The organism is Rugosimonospora acidiphila (assembly GCF_039543385.1).
In the GTDB taxonomy this organism is placed as follows: domain Bacteria; phylum Actinomycetota; class Actinomycetes; order Mycobacteriales; family Micromonosporaceae; genus Rugosimonospora; species Rugosimonospora acidiphila.
Window position 1 is genome coordinate 95,388 of the sequence record NZ_BAABJQ010000027.1, and the last position, 20,049, is coordinate 115,436.

Below are 20,049 nucleotides of genomic sequence, written 5' to 3' on the forward strand. Positions count from 1 at the left end.
CCGCAGCGCCGTACCGTCAGATCCCCATCCGCTCTACCCACCTGGCGCCGGGGAAGTGACGTCAGGAAGGCGAGCGGCTGGAGATCTCGCGGTACGGCGGCGGAACATCGCTACAGCCCGCCGGGTAGCACCCCCTCCTCGATGCCAGCGAAGTCCTCTTCACTCTCGGCGAGGTAGCTTTCCCACGACTGTTTGTCCCAGATCTCGACCCGGCTGCTCGCTCCGATCACCACGAGCTCGCGGCTCAGCCCGGCGTACTCCCGCAGGTGACCGGGGATGGTGACCCGGCCCTGCTTGTCGGGCACTTCGTCGTGTGCGCTGGCGAAGAACACCCGGCTGTAGGCCCGGGCGGCCTTGTGAGTCATCGGCTGGTCCCGCAACTGGCCCGCGATCCGCTGGAACTCCGGCATCGGGAACACATACAGACAGCGCTCCTGCCCCTTAGTGATCACGACACCTCCCGCCAGCTCGTCCCGAAACTTGGCGGGGAGGATCAACCGGCCCTTTTCATCCAGGCGCGGAGTATGGGTGCCTAAAAACACGGCCCACCCCCTGACGCCCGACCCCCCGGGACCGGCCGAACCTCCCAGCCCTGCCAGTGCGCCCCACTGTACTCCACTTCCCTCCACCGTCAACGAAAAAATCGCCGTGTCGGCGCGGCGCGAGCGCCCAAATGAGCAGCTCAGAGCCGGTGGATTCCGGTGGAGGGCGGGAGCCCTCGGCATTCTTGATCAGCTATCCGACACGCTCAGACCCAGCCCCGGAATGCCTACAAAACGTTCACTCGGGCATGACCCTCCGCTATCGGAGGGGCGGCCGGGGAGGGAGGTGGAGGGCGCCGGAAGCCGCCGGTGGAGGAGGGATGCGGGAGAGCGGGTGAACCGGTGCGGACGGCTCACCGCCCTCGGCCACCGTGGCCCGACGGCAACGCGCCGTAGGGCAACCAGCGTTCGGGGTTGGACTGGCATTATCGGGCAGGCGGTTCCGATACGCTTGCCCGCGTGACGACGCGGAAACCCCTCCGAGCCAAGCTCGCCACCTCTGTATCCAAGGGGGCGGCGGCGCTGTCGCGCGCCACCGGACGGGGCGACGGATCCGTCATCGGTGGCCGGCTGGGCCTCATGATTGATCCCAACCTGCTCGCCCATCTGGCCAACGGCCGGCAGATCGCGCTCATCTCGGGCACCAATGGCAAGACCACCACCACCCGGCTGGCCACCGCCGCCATGGGCGTACTGGGTTCGGTCGCCACCAACTCCTACGGCGCCAACATGCCCACCGGCCACACGTCCGCGCTGGCCAAGGCGGGCGATACGCCGTACGCGGTGCTCGAGACCGATGAGCACTACCTGCCGCAGGTGCTGGACGCCACTCAACCCCGGGTCGTCGCGCTGCTCAACCTGAGCCGGGACCAGTTGGACCGGGCCAAGGAAGTGGCGATGATGGCCCAGCTGTGGCGGGACACCCTGCGCGGCCGGCACGTCCGCCTGGTGGCCAACGCCGACGACCCGATGGTGGTCTGGGCGGCGGCCGAATCCAACCAGGTCACCTGGGTGGCGGCCGGACAGCGCTGGCACGACGACTCGTGGGTCTGCCCGGAGTGCGGCGGCGCCATCGCGCGAGCGGGCGTGACCATGGCCGCCCCGGCGAGCGCGCCCACCCCGGAGTCCGTTCCCGGCCGTTCCGGTCAGGGCCCCCAGGCCGGGCCGCCGGCGGGGCCGCCGGCCGGATACCCGGGCGCACCGGGCATGCCGCCCGGCGGGCAGGCGTGGCCGGAGGCGCCGGCCCAGGCGCCCGGTGCTCCGTCCGCGTGGCCGCCGCCGCCCGGCGGGTCGCCCTGGGCACCCCAGGGCGCGGCCGGCGCCGCGCCGAACTCGGCGCAGCCGGGCTACGGCGCACAACCGGGCTACGGCGCACAGCCGGACCACGGCACCCAGCCGGGCCAGCCCGGCTACGACCAGCACGCCGGCTACAACCAGCAGCCCGGATACGCCGGACAGCCCGGTTATCCAGCGCAGCCCGGTTACCCAGCGCAGGGCGACTACCCGGGGCAGGGCGGTTATCCGGGACAGGGCTACCCGGATCAGGGCTACCAGGGTCAGGGTCAGGCGCATCCCGGCAACCCCTCGCCCGGCGCAGGACAGGCGCCCGGCGCCACCCCGCCCGGCGGGGTGCCGCCCCACGGTGGCACGACCCCACCGGCCCGGCCCAGCGCGCTGACCGGGAGCACGCTGATCATGCCCGCGATCGAGCCCCATGCCGCAGGGGAGCCGACCCTCGGCACGACCGGGCAGACGCCGGTGGACGTGGGCCCGCAGCCGCTGGCCGACTCCGGCCCGAACGCGCCCGACGCCGACTGGTACTGCACCAACTGCTCGCTGCGCCGGCCGACCCCGCAGTGGAGCGTCGACAACGACGCGGTGGTCGATCCGCGTGGCTACCGGCACCGGGTCAGGCTGCAACTGCCCGGCCGGGTCAACCGGGCGAACGCGGCCACCGCGCTGGCCGTGGCCGCCGAGTTCGGGGTGCCGCCGGCCGAGGCCGCACCCCGGCTCGCCGAGGTCGCCTCGATCGCCGGCCGGTACGCGCAGGTGGAGCGGGACGGCAGGGTGGTCCGGCTGCTGCTGGCCAAGAACCCGGCCGGCTGGCTGGAGGCCTTCGACATGGCCGACCCGGCGCCCACGCTGCTGTCCATCAACGCGCGCGATCCCGACGGGCTGGACACCTCCTGGCTGTTCGACGTGGACTTCTCCCCGCTGGCCGGGCGCCACGTACTGATCAGCGGGGACCGCGCCTTCGACCTGGCGGTACGGCTTGAGGTCAACGGGTTGTCGTTCACGCACGTCCGGTCCTTCGCCCAGGCGCTGGCCTCGGTCCCGCCCGGGCGGCTCGAGGTGATCGCCAACTACAGCGCGTTCCAGGACATCAGAGCGGAGCTGAACCGTGTCAACTGACCGCATGCCCCAGGGACAGCGGGCCCTGCGCATCGTCTGGCTCTACCCCGACCTGCTGTCCACCTATGGCGACCGGGGCAACCTGCTGATCCTGTCCCGCCGCGCCAGCATGCGCGGGATACCGGTGGAGTGCTTCGAGGTGCGCTCGGACCAGCCGATCCCGGTGGACGGCGACATCTACCTGCTCGGCGGCGGCGAGGACGGCCCACAGGCGCTGGCCGCGCAGCGGTTGATGACCGACGGCGGGCTGTACCGGGCCGTCGAGCGCGGGGCGGTCGTGCTGGCCATCTGCGCCGGGTACCAGCTGCTGGGTCACTCGTTCTTCGCCAAGGGGCAGCAGTACCGCGGGCTCGGCCTGCTGGACCTGCACTCGGATCGCGGCCCGTCCCGGGCGGTCGGCGAGTTGGCCGGCGCGGTCGACCCCGCGCTGGGGTTGCCCATGCTCAGCGGCTTCGAGAACCACGGCGGGCGCACCCATTTGGGCCAGGGTGTCCGGCCGCTGGCCCAGGTCTCGGTCGGGGTCGGCAACGACGGCGCTACCGAGGGTGCCTGGCTGGGCAGGATCGTGGGCACCTATTCGCACGGGCCGGCCCTGTCCCGCAACCCTGCCCTGGCCGACCTGCTGCTGCGCTGGGCGATCGGGGCGGACGCGCTCCCGCCGCTGGACGACTCCTGGCCGGAGCTGCTGCGCGGCGAGCGGCTGGCGGCCGTCGGGGCGGCGTGACCCGCGAGGTCTCCTCCGCGCCGGCGCGGGCCGGTGCGCTCGGTTCGAGGTTCCGCCGTTCGCCGTGGTGGAGGGTCGGCCTGCTGGCCGTCGTGATCGCCGCGCTGGCCGCGGTCGCGTACACCCTGCCGCTGCAGGAGCTGTCCCGGTCCGCCGCGCGCTTCGGGCCGGTGCCGGCCGTGGCGCTGGCGGCGGGGCTGCTGCTGGCCCTGGTTCCGCGCACCGCGGTCTCGTTGGCCTGCGGCGCGCTGTTCGGCGCCGTGGCCGGATTCGCCTACGCCCTGACCGCCGCGCTGATCGCGGCGGGCCTCGCGTTCGCGGCCTCGCGGTGGCTGGCCCGGGGTGCGGTGGCCGACCGGCTGCGCGGCCGGGCCGCGCGGTTCGACGCCTGGCTGTCCCGCCGGGGCCTGCTCGCCGTGGTGGTGGTCCGGCTCATCCCGATCGCGCCGTACGGGCTGGTCAGCTACTTGTACGGCAGCACCGGGGTGCGTACCCGCCACTACCTGCTCGGTACCCTGGCCGGCGCCGCCCCGTCGGCGGCCACCTGGGCCGGCATCGGGGCGGCCGTGATCAGCCAGGGCCACCTGGGCGTGCTCGAGATCATCCCGGCCGGTGCCGGGCTGATCGTCTCCGGATGCGCGGCGGCCTGGTGGCGCTCGTCCATGCGCCGGGACCAGGCCGCCGGCCGGATCAGACCACCACGCTGATCATCCGCCCCGGTACCACGATCACCTTGCGCGGGTCGCGGCCGGCCAGTACCTCGGCCACCGCCTCCAGGGCGGCCTGCCGCACCGCCTCCTCCTCCGCGCCCGCGTCCACCTCGACCCGGCCGCGCACCTTCCCGTTCACCTGCACGGGGTAGGTCACCGATTCGACCCGCAGCAACGCCGGGTCGGCCTCCGGGAAGTCCACGTACGCGATGGTGCCGTCGTGGCCCAGCCGCTGCCACAACTCCTCGGCGACGTGCGGCGCGATCGGCGCCACCATCCGGACCAGGGGGTCGGCGACCTCCAGCGGGGTGCCGTCGGCGTTGATCGAGGTGATCCGGTTGGTCAGCTCGATCAGCTTGGCGACGGCCGTGTTGAAGCGCAGCCCCTCCATGTCCGAGCGCACTCCGTCGATGATCCGGTGCAGCAGGCGCCGGGTCTCCTCGTCGGCCGGCCGGTCGACGACCCGGGTCTCGCCGGTCTGCTCGTCGACCAGCGCGCGCCAGACCCGCTGCAGGAACCGCTGGGCGCCGACCACGGCCCGGGTCTCCCACGGCCGGGAGACCTCCAGCGGCCCCATGGACATCTCGTACACCCGGAAGGTGTCCGCTCCGTACCGTTCGCACATGTCGTCCGGGGTTACCACGTTACGCAGCGACTTGCCCATCTTGCCGTACTCGCGGCGGACCGGCGCGTCGTTCCAGTAGTACTCGCCGTCGCGCTCGACGACCTCCTCGGCCGGGACGTACCGGCCGCGCTCGTCGGTGTACGCGTACGCCTGGATGTAGCCCTGGTTGATCAGGCGGTGGAACGGCTCGGACGAGGCGACGTGCCCCAGGTCGAACAGCACCTTGTGCCAGAACCGGGCGTACAGCAGGTGCAGCACCGCGTGCTCGGCGCCGCCCACGTACAGGTCGACGCCGCCGCTGCCGCCCTCGGCCGGCCCCATCCAGTACCGCTCGTTCGCCGGGTCCACGAACGCCTGGTCGTTGTTCGGGTCCAGGTAGCGCAGCTCGTACCAGCAGGAGCCGGCCCACTGCGGCATCACGTTGGTCTCGCGGGTGTACCGCTTCGGCCCGTCGCCCAGGTCCAGCTCGACCTCGACCCAGCCCCGCTCGCGCGACAGCGGCGTCTCGGGCTCGGTGTTGGGGTCGTCGGGGTCGTAGGTCTTCGGCGAGAAGTCGGCCACCTCGGGCAGCGCGATCGGCAGCATCTCCTCCGGCACCGCGATGGGCAGGCCGGTCTCGTCGTACACGATCGGGAACGGCTCGCCCCAGTACCGCTGCCGGCTGAACAGCCAGTCACGCAGCCGGTACGTGATCGCACCCGCCCCGTGCCCGTTGGCCTCCAGCCACTCGATGATGGCCTTCTTGCCGTCGACGACTCCCAGGCCGTCCAAGCTGAAACCCTGAGGTGAGGTTGAATTGATCGCCGGCCCGTCGCCCGTGTACGCCTTGCCGTCGAAGCCCTCGGACGGCTGCACCGTGCGCACGATCGGCAGGTCGAAGACCTCGGCGAACTCCCAGTCGCGCTCGTCCTGGCCGGGCACCGCCATGATCGCCCCGGTGCCGTAGCCGCCCAGCACGTAGTCCGCGATGAACACCGGGATCTGCGCGCCGTTGACCGGGTTGGTCGCGTACGCGCCGGTGAAGACGCCGGTCTTCTCCCGCGCGTCGGCGATCCGCTCCGCGTCGGTCTTGGCCGCCGAGTATCCCCGGTACGCGGAGATCGCCTGGCCCGGCGTGTCGCGGCCACCGGTCCAGGCCGGCTTGGTGTCGGCCGGCCAGTCGTTGGGGGCCAACTCCTCGACCAGCTGGTGCTCGGGCGCCAGCACCAGGTAGGTCGCGCCGAACACGGTGTCCGGCCGGGTCGTGAACACGCGGACCGGCCCGGCCGAGGTCGGGAACTCGATGTGCGCACCGGTCGAGCGGCCGATCCAGTTGCGCTGCATCAGCTTGATCGGCTCCGGCCAGTCCAGCGAGTCCAGGTCGGCCAGCAGCCGGTCACCGTACGCGGTGATCCGCATCATCCACTGCTTCAGGTTGCGCTTGAAGACCGGGAAGTTGCCCCGGTCCGAGCGGCCGTCGGCGGTGACCTCCTCGTTGGCCAGCACCGTGCCCAGCCCGGGGCACCAGTTGACCGGCGCCTCGGACACGTAGGCCAGCCGGTGGCCGTCGATGATGGCGCGGCGCTCGACGTCGGTCAGCGCCGACCAGTCCCGGCCGTCCGGCGTGGGCCGCTGCCCGGACTCGAAGGCGGCGATCAGCTCGGCGATCGGGCGCGCCTTCCCGGCACCGCCGCCCGCCTCGGGGTCGTACCAGGAGTTGAAGATCTGCAGGAAGATCCACTGAGTCCACCGGTAGAACGAGACGTCGGTGGTGGCGACGCTGCGCCGGTCGTCGTAGCCCAGGCCCAGCTGGCGCAGCTGGCTGCGGTACCGCTCGACGTTCGCCTCGGTCGTCGTGCGCGGGTGGGTACCGGTCTGCACCGCGTACTGCTCGGCGGGCAGCCCGAAGGCGTCGAAGCCCATGGGGTGCAGCACATTGCGGCCGATCATGCGCTGGTACCGGCAGTAGCAGTCGGTGCTGATATAGCCCAGCGGGTGGCCCACGTGCAGCCCGGACCCGGACGGGTAGGGGAACATGTCGGCTATATACAGCTTGGGGGCGCCGGCCCTGGGGTGCTGGGCGTCGGCCAGCGGCCCAACCGGGTTCGGTGCGTGGAAGGTGCCGTGCTCCTCCCAGTAGTCCTGCCAGCGGGCCTCGATCCGCCCGGCCAGCGCGGCCGTGTACCGGAACGGCGGGATCTCCGTCGCGGCCGCGGTCGCCTCAGTCGCTACCTCTGTCATGATCGCCACCTGTGTTTGAGTAGGGCCAGGGTCGCCTTCGGGCACGAAAAAACCCCTCGCGCAGGAGGGGTCGCCGTGCCGCGCCTATCGCGTCAGCACGGCCGCCTAAGAAGTCGATAGGCCCGAATCATGTGCGCAGTGTACCCCGTTTCGATCGGCCGGTGCTCACCCCTAACCGCCCCCGAGCCGGGGTCGACGTGCGCCACCGCCGACCCTGAACCCGGCCGGCGGCGGACGCGTACGCAAGGGTGGGGACTCGCGGGCGCGACAATAGGTTCCACTAAATCACCAGGTGCAACGATCTTGTTACCTCGGCTAACCCGAACGGTGGTTCCGCTGCTGTACTATTCGGCCCACTCGGCGTATCCCACAAAAGTGGCTAGCCTGAGAAGATGCGGGTGGTCCTAGCGGGGAGGCGGGGACTGGTCTCCCGCGACCCTACTGGCATGCCCGTGACGCGCACCGGCAGCCGTGTGGATACCAGGAGGAGGCCAGTTGACCATCCAAAGTACCGCTGACGAGCTCGGTGGACCGATGTCGGCACCCGATTTCGCTGCTGCGGCCGACGCGATCGTCCGCAACATCGACCAGGTCATCGAGGGTAAGACCGCCACCGTACGGCTTGCTCTCGCGGTGCTGCTCGCCGAAGGCCACCTCCTGATCGAGGACGTACCCGGCGTCGGCAAGACCAAACTGGCCAAGGCCCTGGCCCGCTCCATCGACTGCAGCGTGCGGCGCATCCAGTTCACCCCGGACCTGCTGCCCAGCGACGTCACCGGGGTCAGCGTCTACAACCAGGAGACCCGCGACTTCGAGTTCAAGCCGGGCGCGGTGTTCGCCAACATCGTGGTCGGCGACGAAATCAACCGCGCCTCGCCCAAGACTCAGTCCGCCCTGCTGGAGTGCATGGAGGAGCGGCAGGTCACCGTCGACGGGGTCACCTATCCTCTGCAGCGCCCGTTCATGGTCGTGGCCACCCAGAACCCGATCGAGATGGAGGGCACCTACCCGCTGCCCGAGGCGCAGCGCGACCGGTTCACCGCCCGGATCGCGATGGGCTACCCCGACGCCGGCGCCGAGCTCGCCATGCTCGACGTGCACGGCGCCGAAGACCCGCTGCTGGCGCTCAGCCCGGTGACCGACGCGGAGACCGTCCGGGGGCTGATCGCCACCGTCCGGGACGTGCACGTCGCGGACGCGGTCAAGCAGTACGCGGTCAACCTGGTCAACGCCACCCGCGAGGCACCCGAGCTGAGACTGGGCGCGTCGCCCCGAGCCACCCTCCAGTTGCTGCGCACCGCGCGGGCCGTCGCCGCCCTGGAGGGGCGTGACTACGTGCTGCCCGACGACCTTCAGGCGCTGGCCGTGCCGGTCCTGGCCCACCGGCTCATCCCGACCGCCGAGGCGCAGCTGTCCCGGCGGACGACCGACGCCGTGGTCGCGGAACTGATCCACCGGCTGCCGCTGCCCACCGACCGGCAGCGCTCGCCCCACAACACCCGCCCGGCCACCCCGCCACGCGATCCGCGAGACCCCTCTTCGCGGGGGCGATGACCGTGCGCGAGGGGCTGCGCGGGCTGACCACGCGTGGCAAGTCGTTCCTGGCGTGTGCGGTGGCGATGGCGGTGCTGTCCTTCGTCTTCGCCGAGAAGGACCTACTCCGGGTCGCGATACTGATCGCCGCGCTGCCGCTGCTCGGCGCCTGGTACGTCGGGCGGACCCGGTACAAGCTGGCCTGCACCCGGACGCTCGAGCCGCACCGCACCCCGGTGGGCGCGACCGCCCGGGTGGTGCTGCGCCTGCAGAACCTCTCCGGCCTGCCCACCGGCACCCTGCTGCTGGAGGACCGGCTGCCGTACGCGCTGGGCAGCCGGCCCCGACTGGTGCTGGAGCGGCTCGGCCGGCGCCAGGCCAGCTCGGTGGCGTACACCGTCCGCGCGGACGTGCGGGGCCGGTACGAGGTGGGCCCGCTGGTGGTCCGGCTGACCGACCCGTTCGGCCTGTGCGAGCTGACCCGCTCGTTCCCGTCGGTCGACCGGCTCACCGTGATCCCACAGGTGATCGCGCTGCCGTCGGTGCGGCTGGCCGGCGAGTACGCGGGTACGGGCGAGTCGCGGGCCCGCTCGGTGGCGGTACACGGCGAGGACGACGCGGCCACCCGCGAATACCGGTACGGCGACGACCTGCGCCGGGTGCACTGGCGCTCGACGGCGCGGGTCGGCGAGCTCATGGTGCGCCGGGAGGAGCAGCCCTGGGAGAGCCGGGCCACCCTGATCCTGGACGGCCGGGCGCTGGCACACCGGGGCGAGGGGCCGACGGCCAGCTTCGAGTGGGCGGTGTCGGCCATCGCCAGCATCGCCATGCACCTGCGCCACAGCGGGTACCGGCTGCGCCTGGTCACCAACGCCGGAGTGGACATCGACGCCACCGAGGCGGACGGCGACGGCGCGATCCTCGACCACCTGGCCGAGGTGAAGCTGTCCGAGCGAGGCGACGTCGCCGGGCTGATCGACCTGGTCCGGCACCGGTCGGACGGCGGCATGATCATCTCGGTGCTCGGCCTGCTCACCCCGGCCGAGGCCGAGCTGCTGGGCGCGCTGCGCGCCAGCAACACCACCTGCGTCGGGTTCCTCATCGACAGCACCACCTGGCTCAACCTGCCGACCGCGGAGCGGGAGGAGGCGGACCAGGCGCACGGGGCCGCCGCGCTCTCCCTGCTGCGCGGCGGCTGGCGGACGGTTGGCGTGCGGCACGGCGACAAGCTGCCCGGACTGTGGCCGCAGGCGGCCCGGGGCTCGCAGGGCTTCGCCTGGCGAGCGGCCATGGCCGAGACCGTGACCACCACCGCCGCCGGCGCCGGCCGGCCGGGTACGTGACCGGGCCCGACCGGCTCGGGGAGAGACGGGGCGCACGATGAATCAACGCCGTCAGGTCACCCTCGTCGCCGCGGCCGCGACCCTGCTCGGCACCGCGCCGCTGGCCACCATCTTCGACACCTGGACCTGGAGCATCGACTGCCTCTTCACGGTGGGCGCGGTCTGCCTCGCCGCGCTGGGCACCCGGGCGCTGCGGGCGCCGATGTGGGCGCAGCTGCTGGGCATGCTCGCCGCGCTGACCGTGATGGTCACCTGGCTGTTCGGGGCGAGCACGGCCATCGCCGAAACCATCCCGACCGGCGCCACCCTGCACCACTTCGGTGACCTGCTCACCAGCGCCAACCGGGACATCAACGACCTCGGCATCCCGGTGCCGGACCGGCAGGGCCTGCTGTTCCTGACCGCGGCGTCGATCGGGCTGGTCGCCATCGTGGTCGACCTGGTCGCGGTCGGCCTGCGCCGTCCCGCGCTGGCCGGCTTCCCGATGCTGGCCATGTACTGGATCCCGGTCCTGATCCACTCGGACAGCGTCAACTTCGTCGCCTTCGCGGTCGGCGCGGTCGGCTTCCTGTGGCTGCTGGTCACCGACAACGTGGACCGGGTACGCCGCTTCGGCCGCCGGTTCACCGGCGAGGGGCGCGACGTCGACGTGTGGGAGCCGTCCCCGCTGGCCGCCGCCGGGCGCCGCCTGGCCGTGGTCGGCGTGGTGGTCGCCATCGTCCTGCCGCTCGCCATCCCGGGCATGACCAGTGGGTTGCTCAACCGGTTCGGCACCGGCAGCGGCCAGGGCATCGGGCCGGGCGGCAACGGCCGGGGCACCAGCGTCAACCTGTTCTCGGCGCTGGCCGGCGAGCTGAACAAGAAGAGCACGCAGACCCTGGTGAAGGTGACCACCACCGACCCCGAGCCGTACTACCTGCGCATCGGGGAGGCCGACCGGCTGGTCGAGGCGGGCTTCAGCTCGCAGCCGGCCCGGGGCGGCAGGTCGGTCATCGCCAACCCGCCCAACGCCGCCATCGTCGGGGCCGGCGTGACCCAGAAGCAGTACCAAGCCAACATCTCGGTCACCAACAACCTGAACATGGCGCTGCTGCCGGTCTACTCGGTGCCTACCAAGTTCCAGAAGCTGGACGCGAGCTGGCTCTACGATCCGGGCAGCGGGCTGGTCTACTCCAACCGGTCCACCTCGGCCGGCCGGCAGTACTCCTTTCAGTACCTGCACGCCGACTTCAAGCCGGAGGCGCTGCGCGCCGCCAAGCCGCTCGGCCCGAACAACGACATCCAGCGGGAGGACACCCAGGTCCCGTCCGAGCCGACCGTCGACGATCTGGTCGCCAGGCTGGTCGCCGGCAAGACCACGCCGTACGACAAGGTGCTGGCGCTGTACAACTACTTCTCGGCGACCAACGGCTTCCAGTACTCGCTGAGCACGAAGTCGGGCACCAGCGGCAGCGACATCGTCGACTTCCTCAACAACAAGCGGGGGTACTGCGAGCAGTACGCGTCGGCGCTGGCCTGGATGGTACGGGTGGCCGGCATCCCCGCCCGGGTCGCGTTCGGCTTCACCCGCGGCAGCCAGCAGCAGGGCGACACGTACGTCCTGACCAACGACAACCTGCACGCCTGGACCGAGGTCTACTTCGCCGGGTACGGCTGGGTGCCGTTCGACGCCACTCCCACCGCGGGCGTCGCCGGTTCGGTGAGCCCGTCCTGGGCACCCGACGTCAACCACAAGGACGCCCCTGGCGTCCCCGGCTCGGTGAGCGCGCCCAGCTCGGCCGGCCCCACCAGCTCGGCCGCACCGGGTCATCGTGCGCTGCCCGACGACACCAACCCGGGCGCCGGCGCCGGCGCCCTGCGAGCGAACGGGTCGACGTGGCCGTGGTACCTGATCGGCGCGATCGTGCTGCTCCTGATGCTGCTCGCGGTCCCGGCCCTGCGCCGGTCGGCGATCCGCCGTGGCCGCCGGCCCCGGCTGGCGTCGGGCGCGCGCACCGGCCGATCGCTGCGCGCGGCCACCCCGGTTCCCGGGTCCACCCAGCCCGCACCCGGTGAGATGAGGGTGGTCGAGGACGCCGGCTGGGCCGAGCTGGCCCGGCTCGACGCGCACGCGACCTGGGACGAACTGCTGGACACCCTGGTGGATCACCGGATCCTGGTGGACGAGGCCGAGACGCCGCGGGTCACGGTGGAGCGACTGGCCGGCTCGCTGTACCTGAATGCCGACGGCGTGGAGGGCGTACGGGTGATCGGCCGGGCCGAGGAGCGGGCCCGGTACGCGAAGGAGCCGCTGCCCACCGCCGGCCTCTCCGAATCGCTGCGCGCGGTCCGCTCGTCGATCGCCGGCCGGGTGTCCCGGCGCACCCGCCTGCGGGCGCTCGTGCTACCGCCGTCGGTCCTTGATCGCTGGCGAACCGGCCTGGTGAGCTCCACCAACTCGGCGACGTCGGCGGTGACCCGCTCGTGGGAGCGGACCGTGCGGGTGCTCAGCCCGCGTCGGCTGTTGCCGGGCCGGGCCGGCCGCTAGACCCGCACCGGGCCGGAGCCGAGCGTTCCGGCCCGCCACGAACCCAAGCCCGGCCACGAACCCCAGCCGCCACGAACCCCAGCCGCCACGAACCCCAGCCGCCACGAACTCCAGCCCCGCCGCCAATCCAGCCCGGCCACCCAATCCGGGCCCGGCCGGCCGGCGCTGACCGGGCGGGGTGAGCCCGAGGGTGAACGCGGATGAGATCGCCGGGTGAGGCCGGGATGATCCCGGGGGTGAGGCGTGGTGAAGGGCGGCCCGGTGGGCCGCCCTTCACCACATGCCGCCGGCCGTCCTCCAGGGACGGCCGGATCGCTATCTACGGTCCTCAGGGCGCTGACGCCAGCGCTCTTCCAGCCGGTCGATCAAGGAACTGCGCCGTTGTCGAGTGGGTCGGCGGGCTGCCCCACCGACCGCTCGAAGCTCGGTGCCGTGCGCGCGGCGTAAGGAAGTCAAGCCGAACGCGGCGGCGATCAACATGACCACGAAGCCCGCCACACCTAGCAGGGCACTCTTACTGGCGACCCCATAGACGACCAGCGCCAGACCAGCCACGACGAGAGCACCGGCAACCAGCAGCCGGCGTCGGGCGTGGAAACGCGGGTCGGTGGCGCGCACGGCCGAGGCGAATTTCGGGTCCTCGGCAAGCGACCGCTCGATCTGCTCGAACAGCCGCTGCTCGTGTTCCGAGAGCGGCACGGCACTCCTCCCCGGTCATCGATGTCGCTCCAGTATGGATCGACGGACCGTAACAGCCGGGTGGCTGCTTACCGGCAAGTCTACGAGGGGCTACCCGGGTCGGAAAGCCGGTCGACGCTCAGGTGTCGGGATTTTCCTCCGCGGCCTCCCCCTTGCCCCCATTCCACGGGCCCGGCGCCCCCGACCACTTCGACTCGCCCACCCCATCGGGGTTACGCGTCAGCAGGCTCGCCGGGCGCACCGCGCCCGCCCCGAACCTGGCCACGGCCGCGTCGGCCGCCCGCTCCGCCTCCGGCCAGCCGTGCTCCCGACCGTCGAGCGCGAGCTGGCGCGGTGCGCGCCCGGCCTCGATCAGACCCTCGACCCGCACCCCGAGGAGCCGGATCCGGTCGCCGGGCCGCAATATGTCATAGAGCGCCCAAGCCGTCTCAAAGACTTCATTGGTCACGTCGGTCGGCGCTGGCAGGGTGCGCGAGCGGCTGAGGGTGCGGAAGTCGGCGAGCCTCACCTTGATCGACACCGTCCGACCGGCCTGGCCCGCCTGGCGCAGCCGGGCGGCCGCCTTACCGGCCAGCGCCAGCAAGGTGCGCCGCACCACGGCCGGGTCGTCCACATCGACGTCGAACGTGGTCTCCGCGCCGATCGACTTCTCCACATGCTCCGGCACCACCGCGCGTGGATCGCGGCCCCAGGCCAGCTCGTGGAGGTGGGTGGCCGCCGCCTCGCCGAGCGCCGACCGGATCATGGCAACCGGCGCGTGCGCGAGGTCGCGAACGGTGGCCAGGCCGAGCCGGCGCAACGCCTCGGCGCTGCGCTCCCCCACCCCCCACAGCGCCGCCACCGGCAGCGGGTGCAGGTAGTCGAGGACCCGGTCGACGGGCACCACCACCATGCCGTCGGGCTTCGCCCGGGTCGAGGCCAGCTTGGCCACGAACTTGCTGGGGGCCACCCCGACCGAACAGGTCAACGCCTGCTCGGCGGCGACCCGCTGGCGGACGGCCGCGGCGATCGACGCCGGCCGGCCGAGCAGCCGCTGGGCGCCGGCTACGTCGAGGAACGCCTCGTCCATGGAGAGGGGCTCGACCAGCGGCGTGACCGCCCGGAAGATCCGCATTACGGCGCGCGAGGCACGCGAATACTCCGCGAAGTCGGGCGGCAGGAAAATCGCGTCGGGGCACAGCCGCCGCGCCCGGACGCTGGGCATCGCGCTGCGCACCCCGAACGTGCGCGCCTCATAGCTGGCCGAGCTGACCACGCCGCGCGGACCGATCCCGCCAACCACGACCGGACGGCCCCGCAGCTCCGGGCGGCGGCGCACCTCGACCGAGGCGAAGAAGGCGTCCATGTCGACGTGCAGGATGGTGCAGCCGGTGTCGTCGGCGTCCGGCCCGAAGCCGGCCGCCGGCCCCCGTGGTACCTCCTGGCTACGCCCCACGCCGCGAGGGTAGCCGGCGCCCCCGACATTTCCCGGCGCACCCGTGCGGGTCGCGCGGCGAACCGCCGGTGGGAGCCAGGCCAGGTCAGGGCCGAGCCGCGCCAGGGCCAAGGGGCGCGAGAGCACGAGCCGCGCCAGGGCCAAGGGGCGCGCGAGCACGAGCCGCGCCAGGACCAAGCCGCGTCGGGGGCGGAGAGGCGTCGGGATGGGGGCGGCAAGGAGCCGGGGGCGTTATGTCCGGTTCGCCCCCGGCTCCTCGGTCAAGAACTCAGCCGCTTACGGGACCTGCGGCTTGTTGCCCTTCTGCTGGGTGGGCAGGCTCTGCTCGGTGGCGGGAGCCGTCGGCTTGGGCAGGTGGGCCACCTCATACTGGGCCGCGGCCAGGCCGGCTGCCGTACCGGGCAGGGTCGGCGCCGTCTTGATCGCGTCCCGGAACCGGAACGCCGAGGTCAGGTCCCCGAAGGTCTCCCGGCGCCAGTCGGTGATGTTCGGCTCGCGCACCCCGGTGAACTTCTCCAGGAACTGCAGCACCGAGGTGTGGTCGAACTGCTCGGTGGCGACCCAGCCACCGGCGGTCCACGGCGAGACGATGATCAGCGGCACCCGGAAGCCGCCACCGATCGGCAAGCCGTTGATGAACTCACCCGGGGTACCGGGCTTCGGCACCGGCGGGGCGACGTGGTCGAACAGGCCGTCGTTCTCGTCGTAGTTGAGGATGAAGGCGGTCTTCGCCCAGACCTTCGGGTTCGACGCGATGGCCTCGATCTTGCTGGCCACGTAGTCGGCGCCGACGGCGGGCAGGTAGCTCGGGTGCTCGGACTGGGTGCTCGTCGGCAGGATCCAGGACACCGTGGGCAGGTTGTCATTCGCCGCGTCGTACTCGAACTGGCCGTGCGGGTCGGTCACCATGCCACGGTCGTGCAGCGGGTCACCCGGCTGGGCGGCCTGGAACTGCGCGAACTCCGACAGCATGTTGGTGCCGTAGTTGTCGGACTCCTGATAGACCTTCCAGCTGATGCCGGCCGCCTGCAGGCGCTCGGCGTAGGTGGTCCACCGGTACGGGCCGTTCGGCGTGTTGTTGGCGGTGATCGGGCCGCCGAACTTGCCATCGGCGTCGACCATGCCGGTCATCCAGTAGAGCCGGTTCGGCCAGGTCGGGCCCATCATCGAGCAGAAGTAGTTGTCGCCCAGCGTGAACGCCTCGGCGAGCGCGAACTGGAACGGGATGTCGTCGCGCGTGTAGTAGCCCATCACGTACGGGCCGTTGGCCTTGTCCGCGGCGCGGTGCGCCGGCAGCCAGTTGTCCATCTTGCCGTTGTTCCACGCCGAGTGCTGCACGTCGTACGCGTGGCTGGTCGACGGAATGGCCTGGGCGCTGCTGGCCCGGGTGTTCAGGTGGAACGGCAGCGTGTAGCCGTCGGGGTTCTGCGGGTCGGGCTGGTAGAACACCGAGCGCCCGGTGGACAGCTTCAAGGCGTGCTTGTCGCCGAAGCCGCGGACCCCGGCCATGGTGCCGAAGTAGTGGTCGAAGGAACGGTTCTCCTGCATGAGCAGCACGACGTGCTCGATGTCCTTGAGCGACGAGCGACGCGGCGCGTCCTTCGCCAGCGCCTTCTGGACGCTGACCGGGAGCAGGGAGGATGCCACGCCAGCGCCGGCAGCGGCGGCCGAGCCGGCGAGCAGCCGACGCCTGGTGAGTTCAGGCATGTGAAAATACACCCCAATCAATGGGCGATCTTGACAAGCCAGTACTCTTCCGAACCCGCGCGGCGAAGCGACGAGCCTCAATCGAACCTTTGTTTAACCACAGATGGCCGTTCGAACGACCCGGCTAAGCCGATCGGCCGACCGCGACAATGAGCGGCACGGCCCGCTCCACGTCGCTGTCGGACCCGTGGTACGCCACCAGCCGCCCCACCGACTTCCGGTCCCGCCGCCCGTCCAGCACCGCGTACCGGTCCTGGCAGATCACCACCACGTCCCCGATGCGCGCCAGATGGGCCTCGGACACCGGGCCGAACCAGCCGCCGGTGACCGCCTCGTCGCGGGCCAGCACCCGGGCGGCCGGCCCGAGCACGCCGCGCCAGGCGGCCAGCACGTCGGACTCCGCGCCCGGCCGGGTGTGCACGTACCGCACCCGGGGCTCGCCGGCCAGCACCGTGACACCGTCCCGCAGTCGCGAGTGGTCGACCAGGTCGTACCGGTGGTCGGCCGGCACGTCCAGCATTCCGTGGTCGGCGGTCACCAGCAGCGCCGCGTCGGCGGGCAGCCCGTCGATCAGCCGGGTGAGCAGCCGGTCCACATCGGACGCCGCCGCTGACCACTGCCGGGAGGAGAGGCCGCACACGTGCGCGGTCGTGTCCAGGGCCGAGTGGTAGCCGTACACGAGCCGGTGATCCGCCAGCGCCGCGAGGATCCGGTCGGTCAGCTCCTCGTCGGTGGCGGGGAGGTACCGGGCACCCCGGTACACGGCGGCGCTCAGCCCGCTGCCCTCGTACTCCGGCCGGGCCACCACGCACGCCGGCATGCCGGACCGCGCGGCGAGGGCGAACTGGGTGGGTACCGGCTGCCACCGCTCCGGGTCGGGATCGTCGCCCCACGTGACGTGGTTGAGCACCCGGCGGCTGCCGGGGACGTTGACCGTGAAGCCGAGGATGCCGTGCGCACCGGGCCCGGTACCGGTGCTCAGGGTGGCCAGGCTGACCGGTGTGGTGGACGGGAACGGCGCGGTCAGCTCGGCCAGGGTGCCCAGCCGGCCGGCGAGCACCTCGGCCAGTACCGGCGAGGTGCGGGCGGCCATCGGGAGCAGGTGGTACCCGAGCCCGTCGACGAGCAGCACGACGACGCGGCGTACCCCGTCCAGCCGCTCGCGCAGCCCCAGCCGGTCGGGGCTGCCCGGCACGCCCAGCACGGCGAGCGCGCTGGGCAGCACGTCGGCCAGGCCAGCGGCCGGGCCCGGTCCGCTCACGGCTTGCGCGCGAACAGATGCAACTGGGTGGCGATGTCCCGGTAGGGCGGCAGCTCGGCCGCGATCAGCTCCAGCGCCAGCAGCGTGTCCGGGTCGGCGTCGGCGACCGCACCGGGTACCAGGTCGGCCACCACCCGTACCCCCTGGATCCGCTCCACCACCAGGCCGGCGGTGCCCAGCAGGGCGGTGGCCCCGGCCGGGTCGAAGCGCCGGCGCAGCTTGTCGCCCGCCCCGGCGCGCCCGGCCGGGTCGCTCAGCAGCGCGGCGGCCACCCCCAGATGACCGCTCATCGCGCGGGACAGTACGGCGGCGGCCCGGTTGGCGACCACCACCGAGACGGCGCCCCCTGGCCGCAGCGTGGACGCCAGCGCGCCGACCACCCCGGCCGGGTCGTCGACGACCTCGAGCAGGCTGTGGCACAGGATCAAGTCGGCTGAACCGGCCGGTACCAGCTCGGCGAGGCGGTCGCCGTCGCCCTGCACCGCGGCCACCCGCCCGGCCACCCCGGCCTCGGCCGCCCGGCGGGTCAGCGCGGCCAGCGCGTCCGGGCTGGCATCGACGACGGTGACCCGATGCCCGGCCTCGGCCAGCGGCACGGCGAAACCGCCGGTGCCACCCCCGACATCGATCACTACCAGGTTGGTGCCGCGGCGGTCGGTCTCTTCACGCAGCGCGGCCCAGACCACGGCGGTTCGTGGCTCGGCGGGCCGGGTGTGTGTTCGCTCCACCCCCGGCAGCCTACGCGGGCGGCGGTCCTCCGTGCGGGCGCGCCGCCCCACGGCGCCCGTGGCCGTCGCTGTGGGCGCTGACCAGCGGCTCGCCGCCGGATGCTCGGGCGCCTCGACCTGCCGGGAACCGGACTCCGGTGACGACACCGACACCGGAGTCGGACGCCGGCCCCCGCGACCGCTGGCCGGCCGCGCTCACTGCCAGTCCCGCGAGGGGGAGCTGACCGGAACGGAGAGCGGGGCGAACTGGTCGGCGACGAGGGTGATCACCCCGTCGGTCTTCTCCAGGACGCCGCGCACCAGCAGGGCCGGGCCGGCGCGGACGATCCTCCTGCTCCGGAGGAAGAGGCCGGGCGAGCACACCACGTTGAGCAGGCCGGTCTCGTCCTCGAGATTGAGGAACGTGATGCCGCCCGCGGTCGCGGGACGCTGCCGGTGGGTGACGATGCCGCCCACGTACACCCGGCGGCCGGCCGCCGTCCGGGCGAGCGCCTCGATCGGAAGCGCACCGATCTCGGTCAGGTGCTCGCGGACGAACTGGGCCGGGTGCGCCCGGGGCGACAGTCCGGTGGCCCACACGTCGGCCACCAGCCGCTCGACCTCATCCATGCCGGGCAGCGCGGGGGCGACGGCGCCGATGGAGGTGCCGGGCAGCCGGCCCTCCCGCTCCCGCGCCGCCGCGCCGGCCACCCACAGCGCCTCCCGGCGGGACAGGCCGAGGCTGGCGAACGCGTCCGCGGTGGCCAGGGCCTCCAGCTGCGCGGTGGTCAGCGCCGCGCGGCGGGCCAGGTCGGCCGGGTCCCGGTACGGGCCGTGGGCGCGACGTTCGTCCTCGATGCGGCGGGCCACGTCCTCGGCGAGGGTACGCACGCTGGACAGGCCCAGCCGCACCGCCGGGCCGCCCCTACCCCACTCGGCCGGCGGTTCGCCCCCGCCGCCGGCCCGGGTCCGCCGGGCCCCGTCGCGCTCGAGACTCGCCCTGGCGGCGCTGGCGTTGACGTCCGGCCGGCGCACCTCCACCCCGTGCCGGCGGGCGTCGTCCACCAGGGTCTGCGGTGAGTAGAAGCCCATCGGCTGGGCGCCCAGCAGCGCCGCGCAGAAGGCCGCCGGGTGGTAGCGCTTGAGCCAGGCGCTGGCGAACACCAGGTAGGCGAAGCTCATCGCGTGGCTCTCCGGGAAGCCGAAGTTGGCGAACGAGGACAGCTTCAGGTAGATGTCGTCGGCGACCGCGCCGGTGATCCCGTTGGCGGCCATGCCCCGGTAGAGCCGGTCACGCAGTTCGGCCATCCGCCGCATCGACCGCTTGGCGCTCATCGCCCGGCGCAGCAGGTCGGCCTCTGCGGCGCTGAACCCGGCCACGTCGATGGCCAGCTGCATCAGCTGCTCCTGGAACAGCGGTACGCCCTTGGTCTTGGCCAACGCCTTGGCCATCAACGGGTGCGGAACGGTCGGCTCCTCCCGGCCATTGGCCCGCCGGATGTACGGATGCACCGAGCCGCCCTGGATCGGCCCGGGCCGGATCAGCGCCACCTCCACCACGAGGTCGTAGAACACCTTCGGCTTCAGCCGCGGCAGGGTGGCCA

General features: G+C 72.6%; 13 protein-coding genes and 2 pseudogenes. 7 read left to right on the forward strand and 8 right to left on the reverse strand.

Going from position 1 to position 20,049, the window contains the following annotated elements; genetic code table 11:
* Positions 1 to 110: 110 nt before the first annotated feature.
* Positions 111 to 542, reverse strand: a complete 432-nt coding sequence (mraZ, locus tag ABEA87_RS33270; RefSeq protein WP_345636417.1) for a division/cell wall cluster transcriptional repressor MraZ — start codon at positions 540 to 542, stop codon at positions 111 to 113.
* Between the two features lie 459 nt (positions 543 to 1,001).
* Here mraZ and ABEA87_RS33275 point away from each other — a divergent pair.
* From ABEA87_RS33275 to ABEA87_RS33290, 4 genes and pseudogenes are all read left to right on the forward strand, one after another.
* Positions 1,002 to 1,622, forward strand: a pseudogene (locus ABEA87_RS33275) (Mur ligase family protein); the annotation flags it as partial.
* A gap of 735 nt (positions 1,623 to 2,357) precedes the next feature.
* Positions 2,358 to 2,954, forward strand: a pseudogene (locus ABEA87_RS33280) (DUF1727 domain-containing protein); the annotation flags it as partial.
* A 4-nt stretch (positions 2,955 to 2,958) separates the two neighbouring features.
* Complete coding sequence (locus ABEA87_RS33285; RefSeq protein ID WP_345636419.1) at positions 2,959 to 3,678, forward strand: type 1 glutamine amidotransferase; 720 nt, start codon at positions 2,959 to 2,961, stop codon at positions 3,676 to 3,678.
* Positions 3,675 to 4,385: a TVP38/TMEM64 family protein gene (locus ABEA87_RS33290; protein ID WP_345636421.1), complete on the forward strand. Its 711-nt coding sequence runs from the start codon at positions 3,675 to 3,677 to the stop codon at positions 4,383 to 4,385. The genes ABEA87_RS33285 and ABEA87_RS33290 overlap by 4 nt, the downstream gene beginning before the upstream one ends.
* On the opposite strand, the gene leuS is transcribed toward ABEA87_RS33290, so the two are convergent.
* Positions 4,369 to 7,233, reverse strand: coding sequence for a leucine--tRNA ligase (gene leuS, locus ABEA87_RS33295; RefSeq protein ID WP_345636422.1), 2,865 nt, complete (start codon positions 7,231 to 7,233; stop codon positions 4,369 to 4,371). The two genes, ABEA87_RS33290 and leuS, sit on opposite strands and share 17 nt — an antisense overlap.
* A gap of 534 nt (positions 7,234 to 7,767) precedes the next feature.
* Here leuS and ABEA87_RS33300 point away from each other — a divergent pair.
* The 3 genes from ABEA87_RS33300 to ABEA87_RS33310 are packed head-to-tail and all read left to right on the forward strand — an operon-like array spanning position 7,768 to position 12,636.
* The gene (locus ABEA87_RS33300; protein WP_345636453.1) at positions 7,768 to 8,787 is read left to right on the forward strand and encodes an AAA family ATPase; all 1,020 of its coding nucleotides are present in this window, start codon (positions 7,768 to 7,770) and stop codon (positions 8,785 to 8,787) included.
* 2 nt (positions 8,788 to 8,789) lie between these two features.
* Positions 8,790 to 10,109, forward strand: coding sequence for a DUF58 domain-containing protein (locus ABEA87_RS33305; protein ID WP_345636455.1), 1,320 nt, complete (start codon positions 8,790 to 8,792; stop codon positions 10,107 to 10,109).
* Between the two features lie 37 nt (positions 10,110 to 10,146).
* On the forward strand, positions 10,147 to 12,636 hold the full coding sequence (locus ABEA87_RS33310) for a transglutaminase TgpA family protein (RefSeq protein WP_345636424.1): 2,490 nt from the start codon (positions 10,147 to 10,149) through the stop codon (positions 12,634 to 12,636).
* Between the two features lie 315 nt (positions 12,637 to 12,951).
* Here ABEA87_RS33310 and ABEA87_RS33315 read toward each other — a convergent pair whose 3' ends face one another.
* The 6 genes from ABEA87_RS33315 to ABEA87_RS33340 form a co-directional block, all read right to left on the reverse strand.
* On the reverse strand, positions 12,952 to 13,335 hold the full coding sequence (locus ABEA87_RS33315; RefSeq protein WP_345636426.1) for a DUF3040 domain-containing protein: 384 nt from the start codon (positions 13,333 to 13,335) through the stop codon (positions 12,952 to 12,954).
* 118 nt (positions 13,336 to 13,453) lie between these two features.
* Positions 13,454 to 14,770 (reverse strand): DNA polymerase IV, encoded by a 1,317-nt coding sequence (locus tag ABEA87_RS33320; RefSeq protein WP_345636428.1) that lies wholly within the window; start codon positions 14,768 to 14,770, stop codon positions 13,454 to 13,456.
* 276 nt (positions 14,771 to 15,046) lie between these two features.
* On the reverse strand, positions 15,047 to 16,477 hold the full coding sequence (locus ABEA87_RS33325; protein ID WP_345636430.1) for an alkaline phosphatase family protein: 1,431 nt from the start codon (positions 16,475 to 16,477) through the stop codon (positions 15,047 to 15,049).
* Between the two features lie 124 nt (positions 16,478 to 16,601).
* Complete coding sequence (locus ABEA87_RS33330; RefSeq protein ID WP_345636432.1) at positions 16,602 to 17,738, reverse strand: alkaline phosphatase family protein; 1,137 nt, start codon at positions 17,736 to 17,738, stop codon at positions 16,602 to 16,604.
* Complete coding sequence (locus ABEA87_RS33335; protein WP_345636434.1) at positions 17,735 to 18,466, reverse strand: methyltransferase domain-containing protein; 732 nt, start codon at positions 18,464 to 18,466, stop codon at positions 17,735 to 17,737. The genes ABEA87_RS33330 and ABEA87_RS33335 overlap by 4 nt, the downstream gene beginning before the upstream one ends.
* Positions 18,467 to 18,661: 195 nt before the next feature.
* Positions 18,662 to 20,049, reverse strand: a 1,388-nt coding sequence (locus ABEA87_RS33340; protein ID WP_345636436.1) for a helix-hairpin-helix domain-containing protein, incomplete at its 5' end; no start/stop codon positions are given.